Source organism: Idiomarina piscisalsi, assembly GCF_003987095.1.
GTDB lineage: Bacteria > Pseudomonadota > Gammaproteobacteria > Enterobacterales > Alteromonadaceae > Idiomarina > Idiomarina piscisalsi.
In genome coordinates this window covers 636,831-653,138 of sequence record NZ_PIQA01000001.1, presented here as the reverse complement: position 1 = coordinate 653,138, position 16,308 = coordinate 636,831, and the positions used below count along the sequence as shown (strand labels likewise).

Sequence of the window (16,308 nt, the reverse complement as noted above, 5' to 3'; positions counted from 1 at the left end):
AAAATATCACCGAATTGTCTTATTAGTGTCGAATAATCTAACAACTCTCCGCAGCATTTTACATCCAGGACTTTCTCAAAGCTTCTACCCGGTATAAGGTGTTATCAATTAAAGCGTCACCTGTGGCTTCTTTAATAAAAGGAACTGACTGACCACCACAGGCAAGCACGAAGCCAACAGAGCACAGTTTAAAGCGACGCATAAACCAGCTTTGGTAAAACGAGGTTTGTTGAACTTTGTGAATGGGAAAGCAACGGTAACTAACGCCAATGAGACCTTTACGAATGTATATAAACTGGTCGTCGCTTGCATACCCCCAACGTTTCCAGCGCAGTGCAATGAAAGGCAGGCTAGTTAAGAACAGGGCAATTAAGGCGGCTGAAAGTTGGTAATGACCAAAGTAACTTATAACGATTGCTGATCCCACAAATAGCCAAAAGGAGACCAATGCGTTTCGCACCATTAACCGCTTACTAATAGGGTGAAACTTAATGCTGCCCATCTGATGCTCAGGCCAGGCATCTCTCGCCAGCTCTTCGGCTTCACTCAAAGTAACGGAGGGAACCATGATTTTTCCACCAGCTGTGGAAGCACTATGCCGCTCAACACTGGAATTGAGCTGCTCAAATTTAAGGTTCACACGCTGAAGCAAACGGTCCAGCCAGTTTTGTTGGTATACGATCATCTGTAGTCGGCGCAGTCGCATAGCCACCTCATGGCGGGTAAATAGGCCATTCCTTCGAATATAGCGATCGCCTGAACGAGTAAGGCGAAAATCGTAAAAGGTAATGACTGAGCCAATGACAGAAATTAACGCTAGTAACGCAACAATAATGAAGGTGGCCGAGGCAATAACCAGAATGTATTGCCACATCGCGTACTGAGTGGAGGACATAAGCGCTTCCACGTCTACACCGAAACTTTCTATGCCTTCTATTACTTGTTCAGAAATAGCGTTGAAAAAGGGCGCTAACGCACCTAGGACAATCCAAATACGGTTGCTTGCTAAGCCGTGAATAACGAGATCTCTCACTGAACGAGTATTAAGCACAGTTTCTTGATCTTGCTGCTGTCCTGTCTCACGCTGATTCTTTGTGTCACTGGCGTTATCCTTGAACAGCAGTATTTCTTGCTTGAGTGTTTCGGCAACGGATTTAGGTAAAGCAATGATTTTCGCCTCTGCTTTGCTTGAACCAGCGGTATCGAGCAGCATACAGACGTGATCAGTAAAGCGGTAATAAATCGGCTGCTCGAATCGAATGTTCTGAATGCGTTCAAAAGGCAAATCGATGTGCTTTTTTTGAAAAACTCCCGAGTGAATCTGCGCCCGCTGCCCGGTAATTCGGTATTGATAAAAATAAAATTTAACCAACGCACTGACAGCGATAAACACCAAAATTCCAGCGACGCCAATAAGAATAGAAACAATATTGTCAGCCAGTTTCTGATACCCAACAACGAGGGCTGGAATTAAATAAACGAAGTTACTGGCGGTATTTTTTATAAATTGAATCGCAAAATAAATAATTGCGACCGGAGACAGCTTGAGCCATTTATCACGGTACTCTTCAGTAACGTTTTCAATAGTGCTTATTTGTTCGTTATTCATTAGCCGCAATATCACCGTGTTCAAGTATATACTGACGAAGCTCGCGGGCTTTTTCTTCAGGCAAGCCCGGTATGGCAAAGGTGTGCATAGCGCCACCAGCACTAAAAACTTCTAATGAAGCCAAGCCAAAATGACGATCGATAGGGCCGTGTTTAAGCTCGACATGCTGTATACGTAATATCGGTTGGCTGATAATCGACTTGAAAATAACGCCGCTTTTGTAACTTAAGTCATGCTCTCGCAAAGCATAACCTTTGACTTTGTCGCCAATAATGCCGTAAACCGAGAGCAACAACCCTAATGAAGCAATGGCAATGAGTAAGCCGGGAATTGCGGTTTGCATAGGGCTGGGCAGTTGAAACCAAGGTTGCCAGTGAACGACAGCAAGCGCGACCAAAACAATAAACCAAAGAAGCAGGCGACAAAGTAAGTTCACTTTTACGTAGGCCGGGCTTAGCGGTAAAAAGTGCTGCTCACGAGCCTTGGGAAGGTCGTTGCTTTCGATTGTCTCATTAGAGAATGAATGGGTAGACATAACAGGCTGCTTGTTATTGTTGTTGCGGCTTAAGTTAGCAAGCTTTTCTGTCTATCGCTAGTGTCTGAAATGGTTTGATACAAATTAAAAGAGCGGCTTATTTGCCGCTCTTTTGAGTTGGAAAAAGTGCTTATTCTTTCACTTGAAGATTGTTTTCAATATCTTTCACACCTTCAACCGTTGAAGCCAAGTTTTCAGCCGTGTCAATGTCAGCTTCGCTTTCAACAAAGCCTGACAATTTAACAATGCCGTTGTTGGTTTCAACGCTGATATTCATGCTGTTCAAGTTGTCATCTTCGAAGATAACCGCTTTAACACGAGTGGTGATGATAGAGTCATCAATGTAGTCACCAGCTTGGTCAGCTTTTTGCTCAGCATAGTCGCCGGCTTCTTGAGCTTCCTCTTTGGTTTTGTTCCAGGCATCTTCTGACTTGTCCTTGGTTTCATCCCAGGCGTCTTCCGATTTTTCCTGAGCTGCATCCATGGTTTCTTTAGCTTTTTGCTCAGCCTGCTCCATTTTGCTTTCAACTTCAGATTCTGCCTCGTTTGCTTCTTTTTCGCTGCAACCTGATAGGGCGAGAAGCGATAAAGGAATTAAACTTGCGAATAAAGCTGCTTTTACGTTTTTCATAACTAACCTCCAGTGTTAACTAAAATACTAACGTCATTAAATATAGGACAATAATTGATGTTTATGGCGCTCTTTACAGATGTTTTTCAAAATACCCACAAAAAATAAAGTGATATTCATTAATTTGATGTAGCTCAATAATTAATTTGCCACGTTCTCATAAACTGAAGGAAACACGATAGGAGTATCAGTTATGAGTCTATGGCAAGAATTTTTCAGTGATCCGGTCATCTTTATTTCGTTTAGCGGGTTAGCTATTGTTATTGGTATGTGCATTTTTTACGCTGTATTTTTCTATATAAAAATGGTCAAGTCGGAGCAAAAACGCAAATAAGCGTACCGGTAATCGAGAAAGGAGAGCCATGAAATATATTTTTCAGGTTCATATAAAAGACGGGCATACAGCAGAAGAGTATGCGGAAGCCTGGGTTAAAGCGAGCAAGATCATTCAGCGTGCGCCAGGAGCAAAGGGAACAGAGCTTCATCGAAAAATAGGCGATGAAAAAACGTTAATTGCTATAGCGTCCTGGGACACGAAAGCGCAGCGGGATGCGATGGAAGGACAGCATAACCCGGAGGTCGCTGAAATTATTCGCAGCGCTGCGCCATTTTGCGACATTACGCCCTTAGGTGAGTTCGAAGACCCTGACTGGGTGGTATTACCGCCTGACAACACCTAAAAGACAAACATGTTTCAGACTTTGGTTAACCAGCCGTGTTTGTCTTCTGCTTTGCCCCACTGAACATCATTCAAGGCTTTGCGGAGTTTCAGTGTTGTTTCGCCGGGATTGCCGCTGCTAACAGAAAACTCTTTGTTGTTATGAATAAGGGTGCCAACTGGCGCTAATACAGCAGCCGTACCGGACAAAGCAGCTTCACAGCTTGGCTTCGCGGCGCGCTCTAGTAGCTCTTCAACACTCAACTCTCGCTCCGATACCTTCATTCCTAAATCTTTCGCGATAGTGAGAATAGAATCACGAGTGACACCATGTAAAAAGGTGCTATCCAGTGCTTTGGTGATAATTTCATTGCCATCGATGAGCAGAAAGTTCGCAGCCCCGGTTTCCTGAACGTCACCATTAGGGCAAAATAGAACCTGGTCAGCGTTAACAGAGGCGCGAGCTTGAAGAATGGGTTGAAGTGCACTGGCATAATTACCGCCACTTTTTACCATCCCCATGTGGGCGGCACAGCGTGAGCCATCTTCCTCAAGCAGTAACCGCAATGCTTTATCGCCGCCTGAGAAATAGTCGCCAACAGGAGACAACAGTACATAGAGCATGGATGAGCGCGTAGGTGAAGCGGCTTTACCAATAGCGGCTTCGGTGCCAATATGGGTTGGTCGAATATACATAGAGCCCGGAGGAGCAGGGACTTCTTCGCTAAAGTGTTTTACAACATCAATAATCATATGCTCGAGCATAGATTCGTCGAACGCTGGCAATGACAGCAGCTCGCTGCTCTGTTGCATACGCTTCACATTTCTATCCATCCGAAAAATATTAATTGAGCCGTCCTCATGCCGGAAAGCTTTTAGCCCCTCGAAGCAGGTGCTAGCATAATGCAAAACATGGGCACCTGGGTGCAACTGAATAGCGTCGGATGGAACAAGTTCAGGCGTGCTCCAATTTGAGTTCTCATACGTTGCTAACGCCATTTGTGGCATAAATACAGAGCCAAAAGCTGCCATAAGTTAATCCTGCTCGAGTAAAAAGTTGCGCAGTAATATACCATATTTTTAACAATCGGATGACACTGACTGAACAGGTTCCTTATGATTCAAATTTCTCAACGCGTTCAAATTGCGGAAAGCGAAATAGAATGGCAGTTTATCCGTTCCAGTGGGGCGGGTGGTCAGAACGTCAATAAGGTGGCCACGGCCGCTCAACTTATTTTTGATATTCAGGCTTCGTCACTACCGGATTTTTATAAACAACGACTGCTTAAAAAGCATGATCACCGTATTACTCAAAGTGGCAAAGTGATTATTAAAAGTCAGGAAACACGTAGTCAGGCAAGGAACAGAGAACTAGCATTAGAGCAACTGACAGAGCTTATTCGAAGCGTTTCGAAAACACAGAAAAAGCGTATTCCGACCAAACCAAGCCGGGCAGCAAAAGAGAAGCGCTTGAATAAGAAGAAGCAGCACGGCCAGAAAAAGGTGCTTCGGAAAAAAGAGTTCTAAGCACTAACATCTCTCGTCTCACCTGAGCACGATATTCGGGCACATTCCAGTATAAGTTCCTTTAATTCGCATTGGCTGCAGTAGTCGCAGCAACGAATGTCACTTGCGACAACTCGCTTTTCTAACAGTAGATGTTTCAACTGCTCTTTGCTCATGGACAGTTGCAAACGTTCAGGTTTGTTCCTGCGCATGGTTTAGCTCCTCAAGTTGATGAGTGTAGTGTCCAACACAACGAGAGTGCTGACACCCGGTAATCAATAACTGGCAGCAGTAGCGGCACAATTCATTAATTTGCATGGAGTCCGTATTGGTGCGCCATTGTTGAAGTTGCCGGTTTGCGCTCTCTTGTCTTTCCTGAGCGAGAAGCGGCTTATTAATCCGAATATAAACAGCGATGAGTAAAATAGACGCCGTCGTGTAGGTTTGTATTGCATTGGCTGTCAAAGCGACTTCTTCTGCGGCGCAACGTGCATCTTCAATTGCTTCTGACAGCACTGAAGTGACGCTGCAATAGTTCTTCTGTTGTAGGTACTGGGTGGCTTTTTGCAGGTTTTTCTGACTGCTAAAGTAACCAGTGTAGGCATTTTTCATTTTTATCGCTTTCCCTTTTTGTCGTTGCTGAAAATAAGTTAACGCAAATGATAACCGTTCGCAATAATGTTTTTTGTAAAGAATCTTTCCAACGATCAAAAGTGGCTTTTCCCGCGTAATACAAATTAGAGATAAATCTTGAGGTTACTATGAAACACTATAAACAAAACGATTTAGCCCAAATGCAAGATAGGGAACGTGCCCGATTTGTGAACTGTCTTTCCGGCTTTAAGAGTGCAAATGTTATAGGTACACGCGACCGGCACCAGCAAGATAACCTGGCAATTATCAGTTCAGTAGTACACCTTGGCAGTAACCCTCCTCTTTTAGGGTTTGTGATGCGCCCTCAGTCGGTGACCAGACACACTTGGGAGAATATTGAAGAGAGTGGTGTTTATACCATTAATCACGTCGGTGAGAGTTTTTTTAGAAAGGCTCATAAAACGTCGGCCCGCTACCCGAGAGAGCAGTCCGAGTTTGATGCTTGTAACCTAACACCTGAGTTTATGGATGGGTTTCACGCGCCCTATGTGGCTGAGAGTTCTTTGCGTATTGGTATGCAATTGGTTGAAATTATTCCGATACAACATAACGACACGGCGCTTATTGTTGGCGAAGTGCGTTGGGTCGATGTACAAGAAGAAGCGGTGCAAAGTGACGGTTATATCGACATTGAAGGTCTGGGTACTATGACCATTTCCGGACTAGATGGTTATCACTTGACCTCTCGTGCAGCGCGTTTGTCGTACGCAAAACCAGACGGAGAGTTGCGCGAATTACAAGTCAACGGTGAGGCTAAAGACTAATAATATCGGGTGTTTTACGGCTGTGCTTTTTAGTGACCCAGAATAGCAATAAGCCTGCTAAAGATAAGCCACAGCCAACCCAGCCGGTACCTTGCCAGCTCAGTGGTGAAACAATAGCTAAACCACCGAGCCAGGCGCCTAAGGCGTTGGCTGCGTTAAATGCTGAATGATTCAGCGATGCGGCTAAGGTTTGTGCTTCTCCCGCTACATCCATAAGACGAACCTGGAGGGCTGGAACCAAAGCCGCTGCACTGCCAAGCAACAGAACCATTGGCATAACGCTCCAAACACTCTCTAAGGTAAAAGGGAAAACTCCTAATACAACCGCTGACCAAATAAGTGAGCCACCAATAGTTAGCTTAAGGCTTCGGTCCGCTGCCCAGCCGCCGACCAAACTTCCTGCTAACGAGCCGATACCGTAGATAAGCAATGCAATAGGTATCCAGTGAGGGGCCAGGCCGGTAGCGTTAATCAAGGTGGGGGCTATGTAGCTTAAAACCGCAAACATGCCGCCAAAACCGATAGCGCCAATAGCCAGCGTTAGCCAAACCTGTGGGTTCTGTAAGGCTCTCATTTCGCCTCGAGCAGAGGTTTTTTGTTCGTTTGGATGTTGTGGAACCACAAGTGCAATCATAACCAGTGCAACTAAACCTAATGCACCAACAGTGTGGTAGACCGTACGCCAGTCGATGAGCTGCCCGAGCCATGTGGCTAGAGGGTTACCAACCAAAATGGCGATGGTAAGACCCATCATAACCATAGTGACAGCCATACCACGCTGGTTTCGGCGCACCATATCGGCAGCGACTAAACAGGCTATACCAAAGTAAGCCCCATGCGGCAGGCCAGTTAGAAACCGTAAAACTTGCAGCAAAAAGTAATTATCGGCCGATGCGCTGGCAAAATTACCAATAGCGAAAACGAACAACAGTATGAGTAGCATCGGTTTACGAGGAAAGCGCGCAAAGAGGATAGTAATAAGTGGCGCACCGATAACAACACCTAAAGCGTAAAGACTGATTAAGTGCCCGGTTGTACGCGTGTCAGTATTAAAATCGGTAGCGACGTCAGGCAGCAAACCCATAATCACGAACTCACCGATACCAATAGCAAAACTGCCAATGGCCATGGCAAATATAGCCAGTCGAACTTGTGCTTTGGAGAACTGAGTCATGGGGCTGGCTGTATTCCTGTACTTATCGTCTTTGTTAAGAGTGCGCAGTTTAGCGAATGTGGCAGCTATTGCAATTACTTGCTTTATACTGTACAAATAACCAGTATCTGTAAACCTCAGCAAAGGACACAACCATGGCTGTAGTAACCCAATACGTAGTGATTCGCGATGGAGCCGAAAAAATGACATTTACCTCGAAAGCCGAAGCCGATGCACACGACAAAATGTTGGATATGGCAGAGGCGCTAACGCCCTTAATTGAAAGCAGCGAGCTTTTTACTGACGACAAGCAGCTTGAAGATATGGCGATGTTTTTAGCGAAAGAACGAGAAAATGTTTTAATTGCTCTTGGCGCCAAGAAACCGAAAAAGCCGAAAGCAGAAAAAACACCGGCAGAGAAAACAGATAATAAAGCGGGTAATAAAGAGGCGACCAAAGCAGCATAACTTTGGTGCATGAGAAGACTTTGGTAGTATAGCTATCTCTCTTTAAAAGACGTAATGAATAGGATCAGGCTATGACGCAAGAAACGATTTACCACATTGGTACTCCGGGTAAACCATGGGGTGCGGAAGAAAAAGCGCAATGGTTAGCGGAGCAAACCCAAAAGCGTTCATACTTTGATGATGTTGTTAGCAAAATAGAGAAATTTAAAGACGACTTTGACGTTGAACAATATGGCGAATTGGCTTACGAAAGCGCGACTTACCCGTTATTCGCGGTGAAAACTAAGCGTTGGGACAGTAATAAACCGACAGTATTAGTCACTGGTGGTGTACACGGCTACGAAACAAGTGGTGTTCACGGTGCGTTGCGTTTTATAGAAACTCAAGCCAATAGCTATGCAGAGCACTTTAACGTTATTGTTGCACCGTGTCTAAGTCCGTGGGGCTATGAAACCATTAACCGCTGGAATCCGGCAGCTATTGATCCTAACCGTTCGTTTGTTGCTGAATCACCGGCAGGTGAGTGTGCTCATATTATGAAGTACGTCGCGGATTTAGGCGTAGATATTCTGGCGCACATTGACTTACATGAAACCACAGATACTGACAACAGTGAGTTTCGTCCGGCAAAAGCCGCAATGGATGGTACCGTGAATACTAATTGGAATATCCCTGACGGCTTCTATTTGGTCGGTAATGCCGAAAAGCCTTACCCGGAATTCCAAAAGGCCGTACTGGACTCTGTTGAGAAAGTCACACACATAGCGGACGCTGACGATGAAAATAAACTGATTGGCGAAGACATTGCGCAGCGAGGTGTTATTTTACTGCCAACGTCTAAGCTGGGACTTTGCATTAGCTTCAGTAAAGCAGAGTACGCCACAACCACAGAAGTTTACCCTGACAGCCCCAAAGCAACGCCTAAACAATGTATTGAAGCCCAGGTCGCTGCAGTAACTGGCGGACTGGATTTTTTGAAATAAGACCCAGCCGACAGTGAAGTGGCTAGCGTCGTGTCGCCGGGCGGTTTTGTCTCGGTGCACGGCGCGAGTTATTTGGCCGGCTACCTCTGGGCTTTTGGATAGGCTCAGGTTTTATGCTCGGATCGGGCTCAAAACCCGGAACCACTTCTTTCGGTATCTCATTCTTGGTCAGCTTTTCAATGTCGCGCAGCAGCTTGTGCTCGTCAACGCAGACCAAAGAAGCGGCTTCGCCTTCGCTGCCGGCACGACCAGTACGTCCAATGCGGTGCACATAGTCTTCGGCAACCTGCGGTAACTCAAAGTTAATAACGTGAGGTAATTCGTCGATATCAATGCCGCGCGCGGCAATATCCGTCGCGACTAAGACTCGTAATTTACCCGCCTTAAATTGCGCTAAGGCTTTGATTCTTGCGCCCTGGCTCTTATTACCGTGAATGGCCATGGCTGGTAAGCCATCGTCAGTGAGTTGAGTCGCCAAACGGTTTGCGCCGTGCTTGGTGCGGGTAAATACCAACACTTGTCGCCAGTTTCTGCTGCCAATTAGATAGCTTAATAGCTCGCGTTTGCGTTTTTTATCGACAGGGTAGACACGCTGCTCAATTGTATCTGCTGCCGCATTCTGGCGCGCAACTTCAACCAGTTTAGGTTGATGCATGAACTGCTGAGCCAGCGATTTAATTTCCTTTGAGAAAGTGGCTGAGAAAAGCAGGGTCTGACGCTGTTCAGGAATCAGCTTCATGACTTTTTTAATGTCATGAATAAAGCCCATGTCTAGCATCCGGTCAGCTTCATCTAATATCAGCACATCAATTTTGCTTAAATCGACGGTACCCTGACGGCTGTGATCAAGCAGTCGTCCTGGTGTTGCGACTAAGATATCGACTCCGCGACGTAACGCATTAATTTGCGGGTTTATGCCAACGCCACCGAAAATGACCAGCGATTTGAGGCCTGTGTATTTTGCGTACGTGTTGAGGTTATCTTCAACCTGAGCTGCTAACTCGCGTGTCGGTGTTAATATTAGCGCTCGAATAACAGGCTTACCTTCTGTCTTCGTCGAAGACAAGTTATGCAACAAAGGAAGCGTAAAACCTGCTGTTTTCCCGGTTCCGGTTTGTGCCGCTGCCAGTAAGTCATGACCTTTCATTACGGTCGGAATGGCTTGCTCTTGAATCGGGGTAGGGGTGGTATAACCGCACTCAGTAACGGCTCGTAAGATATTGTCGTTCAGTCCTAGTGACTGGAACGAGCTCTGATTTTGTTCTGTGGACATGAAGCTCCGGGAATTTTATTTAAATAGACATCACAGTTGCTGTGATTTTCGCTGCATTATAACACAGCCGCACCAACACAGTTTTAGTTATTATTTATGATAAATAAACTGCAGTTGTTCTGACCGGTTAGCCTCTCTTGCGTTAAGTCGTGTAATTTTGTTTGATTATTAACCGTGGTCTGGCCTAGAGTAGCTTTAGGCTATGTAAGGAGAGAGCATGGGCGTTTTCACATCTTACCTGCGAATTATTTTGTTGATTTTTGGCGTACTGGCTGGCATTCAGCTACCGGGTTTCGTCGACCAATACGGTAAAAGCCTCAATGCTCACTTAATAGAATCGGAACGAAGCCTTGATGAATTCAGAGACGAAGCTGAGAAGTTTTTCGATGGTGATATTGAGCAACTTATTGCCCACTATGAGGCCAGCGATGATGTTGTTTTTCAGGAAGGAGGGCAAAGCATCAGCGCTATTTATCAGCGCCACCAGTTATTACTTCGTGCTTTGAATGAATTTAACGAAAATGCCTGGAGTGCATACACCCAAGCCTTTGTTTCTCCGGTAGCGGATATTCAACAGGAAGTAAGAAGTGACTTTTCCTACACCGTTAAGTTGAGCCCGGGCGCCATTTTATTTGGCTTAGTTTGTGGCTTAGTGCTCGCAATTATTGGTGAACTGTTTATCCGCTTGTTGGCGCGGCCCTTTCGACGATCGCAGCACAGTTAATTTCTGTCGGCATTGTCCCATAATTTGAGCCACCGTTTGACGCCAGACGGCTTAGGCAGAAGGCATCGGCAACGTCGCTAGTTGAATGTTGAAGCAATAACGCCGCTTGTAAGCCAAGTGCCATTTTATCGGCTATGATTCGGCCCCGGTATTGCAGCGTGTTGGTGTCTGTAAACTCTGACTTTATGCCATTCAAAAATGTATCAAAGCGTCTATTCACTCCCTGCGCTTTCTGTAATTCCATAAAGTAAGCATCGAGAACGTCAGGTTGTTTCTCGATAGCACGCAAAATATCCAGACATTGAACGTTACCGCTACCCTCCCATATTGCGTTAACCGGAGACTCCCGGAAAAGACGCGGCATAATGTGGTTTTCCATCACTCCACTACCACCAATAACTTCCATCGCCTCATAGGCGTGGTTAGGCGTGCGCTTACAAATCCAGTATTTGCCAATGGGCGTAGCAATGCGGGACAGCAGTTTTTCGTGCTCATTGTCTTGGTTGTCCATTGCGCAAGCTATACGCATGGTATAGGTCATGGCGGCTTCGCTTTCTAGTGCTAGGTCGGCTAGTAGGTTTTGCATGAGTGGTTGTTCGCTTAACCGGGCACCGAAAACTTCCCGATTTGAGGCATGGTGAATGGCCTGAGCAGCGGCTTGACGCATACCGGAAGAGGAACCAATCATACAGTCGTAGCGAGTGGTAGCGACCATTTCGATAATAGTGCGAACACCGCGACCTTCTTCGCCGACCATCCAGCCCAAAGCTCCGCGCAACTCGGTTTCGCTGGAAGCGTTGGCGGCGTTTCCCATTTTTTGTTTGAGTTGTTGTATTTGCAGCGGGTTTTTAGAGCCGTCGGGACGCCAGCGAGGAACTAAAAAGCAAGACAAACCATTGTCGGTTTGGGCTAACACTAGAAACGCATCACACATGGGCGCCGACACAAACCACTTATGCCCAACCAACTCATAAGCTTCGCCGGAGCCTATTTGACCAATAGGGTAAGCCCTTGTCGTATTTCTTCTTACGTCAGAGCCGCCTTGCTTCTCGGTCATAGCCATACCAATGGTTACTGCGTTTTTCTCGGTATGCGGGCGGTTACTGAGGTCATAGGTGCGAGCCATAATTTTGGGCGCCCATTCCCGCAACAAATTTGGTTGATGACGCAGTGCCGGAATAGCGGCAAAAGTCATGGTAATAGGGCAACCGTGCGCAGCTTCGACTTGGGTATGCAAGTAATACTTGGCAGCTCGTGCCACATGAGCCCCGGGTTTAGGATCGCTCCACGGGCTTGCGTGCAGACCGTGTTCAATCGCTGTTGTCATTAGTTGATGGTAACTGGGGTGAAAATCGACTTGGTCAATACGGTGTCCGTAGCGGTCGTGGGTGCGAAGCTCTGGCTGATATTTGTTAGACTGAAAGCCGCGTTCAATACTCTCGCGCTGACCGGCGAGCTCACCAAAGGCAATAAGGTCAGAAAATGCCCAGCTTGCTCCTTCGCGCTCAACAGCACTTTGCAGCGCAGTATCGGCTAAATAAAGGTTATAGTTCTCCAAAGGTTGGGGCTGGTTTTCAACCTCATGCGTATTGGCCATAAACTGGTCCGCTTTAGGGTATTGCTGCGTCATTATTCACTCCTTATTAACTTTGAGTGAAGCAAGTTAAATTGCCTTCGTCAATACACTAAAGGTTGCCTTTTGAGCGTTTTTTGATAACAGTTAGAAGCATAACGAAAAATAAAAAGAAGTTAATTTTGCGCCAACACCTACTACGAACAATTTTACTGATTCTGGCTTGGATACTCTTGTGGCGTGTTGCCGCTGTCATGGAGTACGGCCCGCACGCCAGTATTTGGTTTCCACCGGCAGGTCTGACATTTGCGGCTTTTTTGGTGATGAGTTGGAGAGCGTTCCCGGCAATACTGCTGGGAGGCGTTATTACCACTTTGTGGGTCTCGGATTTATACGGTGACCTAACGCCTGTTAAAGAGTTGCTGGTTACAGGTGTGATTTTTGGAGTGGCTCATACCGTGCCTTATTTTCTGGGTGCATGGCTACTTCGTTCTAAGCTAATAAGGTTGGGCAGCCACGGTTTATCCAGCACTATTATGACGTTTTTGGGAGTCGCTGCGTTGTCGTCATTTTGCGCGGCGTGGCTGGGTACTGAAGTCATGATTTCCGGCAATTTGCTTGAGCCTGAAGCACTTTGGTACACATGGCTACCATGGTGGATTGGCGATTTAAGTGGCGTTATCGTACTCACGCCTATTTTCATTGCGTTGGTCAGTTGGCGTTATCCTCAAATCGAGCGTTGGCTGGGCGGTTTAAAGTTCACAGAAGGGGGAGGAAGTTGGTCGTCTTTTTCCATTAAGCTATTGATTGCATTGGTTATTCTTTTAGTTTGTCTGAGTATCTCTATGTTTTCAAGTTATGAAGAAGCGGCTTTTCTGGTCTTTTTCTTAATTTTACCCCTGCTTTGGATTTCTTACACCGAATCGCCATTAAAAACGGCTATCGCGCTTGCTGTTTTCAGCACAATTACGGCGTTTTCTATCGGTTTATTAGGTTTAATGGACTACGCTATAGTGTATCAGTTTGCGGTAACCATTATTGCCTCAAGTGCTTGGTTTGGACTAACGGTCCCGGCGCTTATCGCGCACAACCAATATCTGACCCATCAGGTGTCGCAAGACGGCTTAACAAGCGCTGCTTCTCGCGAGCACTTTATGCAACAGGCTGACCTATTACTGAAAATGGCGAGACGGCGTAACAAGCCTATTTCGGTCATTATGTTCGATGTCGACAAGTTTAAGTCAATTAATGATATTTACGGACATATTATCGGTGATTCGGCACTGGTTGAAATTACTAAGGCGGTCAATACGCAACTGCGTGAGTCCGACATACTCGGTCGCTTTGGCGGTGATGAATTTATGATCTTATTGCCTGATACCGATCAAAGCGGAGCTGTTGGTGTTGCACATAAACTGAGGGAAGCGATATCAAGAATAACAATATCATCGCTTTCAGAACGCTTGTCCTGTAGCTTTGGTGTTGCGCAGGTGTCGAAAGATGAACACATAATGGTCACTATCGACCGAGCAGATAGAGCGCTATTGCAGGCAAAACGCAACGGCCGTGATCGCATTGAAAAGGACGCTGTATGAAAGTTGTATTTCTAGGCGGTGCAGAGACCGTAACGGGTTCTAAGTATTTAGTCGAAACTGACTCCACCCGACTCTTAGTCGACTGTGGGTTGTTTCAGGGGTATAAGTGGTTACGCCGTCGTAATTGGCAGCCTTTGCCAATGGGTATTCAGGACGTTGACGGTGTTGTTTTGACACATGCGCATTTAGACCATTCGGGTTTTATTCCGGTTTTATATAAAAATGGTTACCGTGGTCCTGTGTTTACGCATCATGCAACGGTCGGTTTGTGCGATATCTTGCTGGCGGACAGTGGTCGTATACAAGAAGAGGACGCCAAGTATCTCGGTAAACATAAGCTCAGTCGGCATGAAAAGCCTGAACCACTTTATGATGAAGCGACCGCAAAAGCGTCCATGACGTTGTTTAAGGGCGTGGAGTATCATCAGCAGTTTTCTATTGGCGATATCACCATAACCCTGCGCAAGGCAGGTCATATTTTAGGCGCTGCTAGCGTGATTCTTGAAGCCGATGGTAAGCGTATTGGTTTTTCCGGCGACATTGGACGGCCCAACGACATTATGATGTACCCGCCAGAGCCGTTGCCAGACCTTGATTTGTTGATGCTCGAGTCAACGTATGGTGACAGACGGCATGCTGACACAGAAAGTACTGAAGAGCAGCTTGCTGAAGTGGTTAATGAGACTTCTCAGTCTGGTGGTGTGTTATTAATTCCGAGTTTTTCGGTGGGACGAGCGCAGTTGTTGCAGTATTTGCTCGTGAAATTGATGGACGAAAAGCGTATTCCGCGACAGCCTATTTTTCTGGACTCGCCAATGGCCATTAACGTGTCTGGTTTGTATCAGCGCTTTCATGAGTTGCACAAACTGTCCGATGCACAGTGCCAGAATACTTTTAATAAAGTGGAATACACCTGCTCGGTGGATGAGTCGAAAGCAATTGCTTCGCAGTCGGGACCACATATTATTATAGCCGGCAGCGGTATGGCGACCGGCGGCCGTATATTGCACCATTTTAAACATTGGCTGACTGATCATCGTGCCACGGTGTTATTCAGTGGGCATCAGGCGGGAGGCACGCGCGGTGCTAAGATGCTACAAGGCGTGGAGTCGATTAAATTGCACGGTGAATGGTTGCCGGTTAAAGCCCGTGTAAGAGCCCTGGAGGGCTTGTCGGGTCATGCCGATTATGAAGAAATTACGCAGTGGTTGAAACAGTCTGAATTAAAGCCAAATACAGCAATTCAGTTGGTACATGGTGAGCTGGACGCCTTAGAAACATTCCGCGACCATCTCATGCGAACAACATCTTTCGACGTAGATGTCGCAGATTATCAAAGTGTTTACCATTTATAAGAAAATGGCACTTAAAAGTGCCACTTAATCAATAAGTTCGGGTTTTTCTCATTAACACCGTCAATGTAAAACTTGTTGCGCCAGTAAACGTACTCGACACCAACGTAAAGTGGCGCAGACAGGTCGAAATACGGTGCCAGGTTCCACTTTAACTGGGAAGTAAAGTTCATATTGGCTGGGCCAACGCCACTAATGCCAGACGCGTAATCTAAAAAGCCGTCGTACATCCACTCGGTTTCGCCAATGGAGAAAGGCAGGCCCCATGACAGCGTTACCTGATAGTTATTTTCAAAACCATCGTTGTTTCTTCTGTACGCGTCAATTTCGAAGAACTGAAAGCCCGGTAAGTCAAAAGCTGCGCCAATACCATACAGGTAATGGGTAAAACCATCGCCAATTTCTGCTGTTGTAGTAAAGCTTAAGTTGTTCACTAAATTGTCTTCGAACTCGACAAAGTAGACTTCCGGAGATATCTCAATATAGGTTTCGGTGTCGCCGTTGTCAGACTCGAGTCTGTCGCCAAATGCGAATATTTTACCCCAGCTGTAACCGCCAACATATTCCAGGGTGATGACCTGGCGATCGGGGTCGCCAACTTCATAGTCACCGCCGTTCAAATAGGTAAGGCTGGTGTCTGACCAGTATTTTTCTGCCGTTGCCGTGAAGGGGAAAGCTAAAAGAATCAATAAAGAGAAAACAATGTGTTTCATTGAGAAAACGCCTGAATTTTAGTCAAGTTTGTAAAAGCGAGTGGATTATACGCAAGCTAGACAGTAAATTTAAAGAAATATCTGCTGTTGCGGGCTGTTATTATCCTATCGAATTCGT

18 protein-coding genes are annotated in these 16,308 nt (G+C 46.1%); 9 read left to right on the top strand and 9 right to left on the bottom strand.

Features of this window, described 5'->3' with window-relative positions; translation table 11 throughout:
* Positions 1-58: 58 nt before the first annotated feature.
* The 3 genes from CWI73_RS03255 to CWI73_RS03245 form a co-directional block, all read right to left on the bottom strand.
* Positions 59-1,609 (bottom strand): PH domain-containing protein, encoded by a 1,551-nt coding sequence (locus CWI73_RS03255; protein WP_126751527.1) that lies wholly within the window; start codon positions 1,607-1,609, stop codon positions 59-61.
* Positions 1,602-2,144 carry a PH domain-containing protein gene (locus CWI73_RS03250; protein WP_126751526.1) on the bottom strand — a complete coding sequence of 181 codons (543 nt, stop codon included), beginning with the start codon at positions 2,142-2,144 and terminating at the stop codon, positions 1,602-1,604. Before CWI73_RS03250 ends, CWI73_RS03255 begins: the two co-directional genes overlap by 8 nt.
* A 130-nt stretch (positions 2,145-2,274) precedes the next feature.
* The gene (locus tag CWI73_RS03245; protein ID WP_126751525.1) at positions 2,275-2,775 is read right to left on the bottom strand and encodes a BON domain-containing protein; all 501 of its coding nucleotides are present in this window, start codon (positions 2,773-2,775) and stop codon (positions 2,275-2,277) included.
* Between the two features lie 193 nt (positions 2,776-2,968).
* Between CWI73_RS03245 and CWI73_RS03240 the strand changes: the two genes are divergently transcribed.
* Both CWI73_RS03240 and CWI73_RS03235 read left to right on the top strand, forming a co-directional pair.
* On the top strand, positions 2,969-3,109 hold the full coding sequence (locus CWI73_RS03240; RefSeq protein WP_126751524.1) for a DUF3149 domain-containing protein: 141 nt from the start codon (positions 2,969-2,971) through the stop codon (positions 3,107-3,109).
* 28 nt (positions 3,110-3,137) lie between these two features.
* A complete protein-coding gene (locus CWI73_RS03235; protein WP_058578922.1) occupies positions 3,138-3,455 on the top strand; it encodes an antibiotic biosynthesis monooxygenase family protein in 318 nt (105 codons plus the stop codon).
* Between the two features lie 14 nt (positions 3,456-3,469).
* Here CWI73_RS03235 and CWI73_RS03230 read toward each other — a convergent pair whose 3' ends face one another.
* Positions 3,470-4,465, bottom strand: coding sequence for a branched-chain amino acid aminotransferase (locus CWI73_RS03230; protein WP_126751523.1), 996 nt, complete (start codon positions 4,463-4,465; stop codon positions 3,470-3,472).
* Between the two features lie 84 nt (positions 4,466-4,549).
* Here CWI73_RS03230 and arfB point away from each other — a divergent pair, with 84 nt between their 5' ends.
* Complete coding sequence (gene arfB / locus CWI73_RS03225; RefSeq protein ID WP_126751522.1) at positions 4,550-4,960, top strand: alternative ribosome rescue aminoacyl-tRNA hydrolase ArfB; 411 nt, start codon at positions 4,550-4,552, stop codon at positions 4,958-4,960.
* Positions 4,961-5,131: 171 nt separating this feature from the next.
* Here the strand turns inward: arfB and CWI73_RS03215 are convergent, their stop codons facing one another.
* A complete protein-coding gene (locus CWI73_RS03215) occupies positions 5,132-5,551 on the bottom strand; it encodes a hypothetical protein (protein WP_126751521.1) in 420 nt (139 codons plus the stop codon).
* A gap of 149 nt (positions 5,552-5,700) precedes the next feature.
* On the opposite strand from CWI73_RS03215, the gene CWI73_RS03210 reads away from it, so the two are divergent.
* Positions 5,701-6,357: a flavin reductase family protein gene (locus tag CWI73_RS03210; protein WP_126751520.1), complete on the top strand. Its 657-nt coding sequence runs from the start codon at positions 5,701-5,703 to the stop codon at positions 6,355-6,357.
* Here CWI73_RS03210 and CWI73_RS03205 read toward each other — a convergent pair.
* The gene (locus tag CWI73_RS03205; RefSeq protein WP_126751519.1) at positions 6,347-7,531 is read right to left on the bottom strand and encodes an MFS transporter; all 1,185 of its coding nucleotides are present in this window, start codon (positions 7,529-7,531) and stop codon (positions 6,347-6,349) included. The genes CWI73_RS03210 and CWI73_RS03205 overlap by 11 nt on opposite strands.
* 134 nt (positions 7,532-7,665) lie before the next feature.
* On the opposite strand from CWI73_RS03205, the gene CWI73_RS03200 reads away from it, so the two are divergent.
* Both CWI73_RS03200 and CWI73_RS03195 read left to right on the top strand, forming a co-directional pair.
* On the top strand, positions 7,666-7,977 hold the full coding sequence (locus CWI73_RS03200) for a YebG family protein (protein WP_126751518.1): 312 nt from the start codon (positions 7,666-7,668) through the stop codon (positions 7,975-7,977).
* A gap of 71 nt (positions 7,978-8,048) precedes the next feature.
* Entirely contained in the window at positions 8,049-8,960 is a 912-nt protein-coding gene (locus CWI73_RS03195) for a M14 family metallopeptidase (protein ID WP_126751517.1), read from the top strand.
* A gap of 22 nt (positions 8,961-8,982) precedes the next feature.
* On the opposite strand, the gene CWI73_RS03190 is transcribed toward CWI73_RS03195, so the two are convergent.
* Positions 8,983-10,233: a DEAD/DEAH box helicase gene (locus CWI73_RS03190; RefSeq protein ID WP_126751516.1), complete on the bottom strand. Its 1,251-nt coding sequence runs from the start codon at positions 10,231-10,233 to the stop codon at positions 8,983-8,985.
* A 217-nt stretch (positions 10,234-10,450) separates the two neighbouring features.
* Here CWI73_RS03190 and CWI73_RS03185 point away from each other — a divergent pair, with 217 nt between their 5' ends.
* Entirely contained in the window at positions 10,451-10,957 is a 507-nt protein-coding gene (locus CWI73_RS03185; RefSeq protein ID WP_058578931.1) for a DUF2937 family protein, read from the top strand.
* On the opposite strand, the gene CWI73_RS03180 is transcribed toward CWI73_RS03185, so the two are convergent.
* Positions 10,911-12,587 carry an isovaleryl-CoA dehydrogenase gene (locus CWI73_RS03180; protein WP_126751515.1) on the bottom strand — a complete coding sequence of 559 codons (1,677 nt, stop codon included), beginning with the start codon at positions 12,585-12,587 and terminating at the stop codon, positions 10,911-10,913. The genes CWI73_RS03185 and CWI73_RS03180 overlap by 47 nt on opposite strands.
* Before the next feature lie 125 nt (positions 12,588-12,712).
* Between CWI73_RS03180 and CWI73_RS03175 the strand changes: the two genes are divergently transcribed.
* Positions 12,713-14,125, top strand: a complete 1,413-nt coding sequence (locus CWI73_RS03175) for a sensor domain-containing diguanylate cyclase (RefSeq protein WP_198675142.1) — start codon at positions 12,713-12,715, stop codon at positions 14,123-14,125.
* Complete coding sequence (locus CWI73_RS03170) at positions 14,122-15,480, top strand: MBL fold metallo-hydrolase RNA specificity domain-containing protein (RefSeq protein WP_126751513.1); 1,359 nt, start codon at positions 14,122-14,124, stop codon at positions 15,478-15,480. The genes CWI73_RS03175 and CWI73_RS03170 overlap by 4 nt, the downstream gene beginning before the upstream one ends.
* Before the next feature lie 11 nt (positions 15,481-15,491).
* Here the strand turns inward: CWI73_RS03170 and CWI73_RS03165 are convergent, their stop codons facing one another.
* Positions 15,492-16,190, bottom strand: a complete 699-nt coding sequence (locus CWI73_RS03165) for a nucleoside-binding protein (RefSeq protein ID WP_126751512.1) — start codon at positions 16,188-16,190, stop codon at positions 15,492-15,494.
* Positions 16,191-16,308 lie beyond the last annotated feature (118 nt).

Excerpts from the sequence above, each read along its gene's own strand:
- CWI73_RS03255 (WP_126751527.1), bottom strand. The coding sequence starts at position 1,609 with ATGAATAACGAACAAATAAGCACTATTGAAAACGTTACTGAAGAGTAC.
- CWI73_RS03250 (WP_126751526.1), bottom strand. The coding sequence starts at position 2,144 with ATGTCTACCCATTCATTCTCTAATGAGACAATCGAAAGCAACGACCTT.
- CWI73_RS03245 (WP_126751525.1), bottom strand. The coding sequence starts at position 2,775 with ATGAAAAACGTAAAAGCAGCTTTATTCGCAAGTTTAATTCCTTTATCG.
- CWI73_RS03240 (WP_126751524.1), top strand. The coding sequence starts at position 2,969 with ATGAGTCTATGGCAAGAATTTTTCAGTGATCCGGTCATCTTTATTTCG.
- CWI73_RS03235 (WP_058578922.1), top strand. The coding sequence starts at position 3,138 with ATGAAATATATTTTTCAGGTTCATATAAAAGACGGGCATACAGCAGAA.
- CWI73_RS03230 (WP_126751523.1), bottom strand. The coding sequence starts at position 4,465 with ATGGCAGCTTTTGGCTCTGTATTTATGCCACAAATGGCGTTAGCAACG.
- arfB (WP_126751522.1), top strand. The coding sequence starts at position 4,550 with ATGATTCAAATTTCTCAACGCGTTCAAATTGCGGAAAGCGAAATAGAA.
- CWI73_RS03215 (WP_126751521.1), bottom strand. The coding sequence starts at position 5,551 with ATGAAAAATGCCTACACTGGTTACTTTAGCAGTCAGAAAAACCTGCAA.
- CWI73_RS03210 (WP_126751520.1), top strand. The coding sequence starts at position 5,701 with ATGAAACACTATAAACAAAACGATTTAGCCCAAATGCAAGATAGGGAA.
- CWI73_RS03205 (WP_126751519.1), bottom strand. The coding sequence starts at position 7,531 with ATGACTCAGTTCTCCAAAGCACAAGTTCGACTGGCTATATTTGCCATG.
- CWI73_RS03200 (WP_126751518.1), top strand. The coding sequence starts at position 7,666 with ATGGCTGTAGTAACCCAATACGTAGTGATTCGCGATGGAGCCGAAAAA.
- CWI73_RS03195 (WP_126751517.1), top strand. The coding sequence starts at position 8,049 with ATGACGCAAGAAACGATTTACCACATTGGTACTCCGGGTAAACCATGG.
- CWI73_RS03190 (WP_126751516.1), bottom strand. The coding sequence starts at position 10,233 with ATGTCCACAGAACAAAATCAGAGCTCGTTCCAGTCACTAGGACTGAAC.
- CWI73_RS03185 (WP_058578931.1), top strand. The coding sequence starts at position 10,451 with ATGGGCGTTTTCACATCTTACCTGCGAATTATTTTGTTGATTTTTGGC.
- CWI73_RS03180 (WP_126751515.1), bottom strand. The coding sequence starts at position 12,587 with ATGACGCAGCAATACCCTAAAGCGGACCAGTTTATGGCCAATACGCAT.
- CWI73_RS03170 (WP_126751513.1), top strand. The coding sequence starts at position 14,122 with ATGAAAGTTGTATTTCTAGGCGGTGCAGAGACCGTAACGGGTTCTAAG.
- CWI73_RS03165 (WP_126751512.1), bottom strand. The coding sequence starts at position 16,190 with ATGAAACACATTGTTTTCTCTTTATTGATTCTTTTAGCTTTCCCCTTC.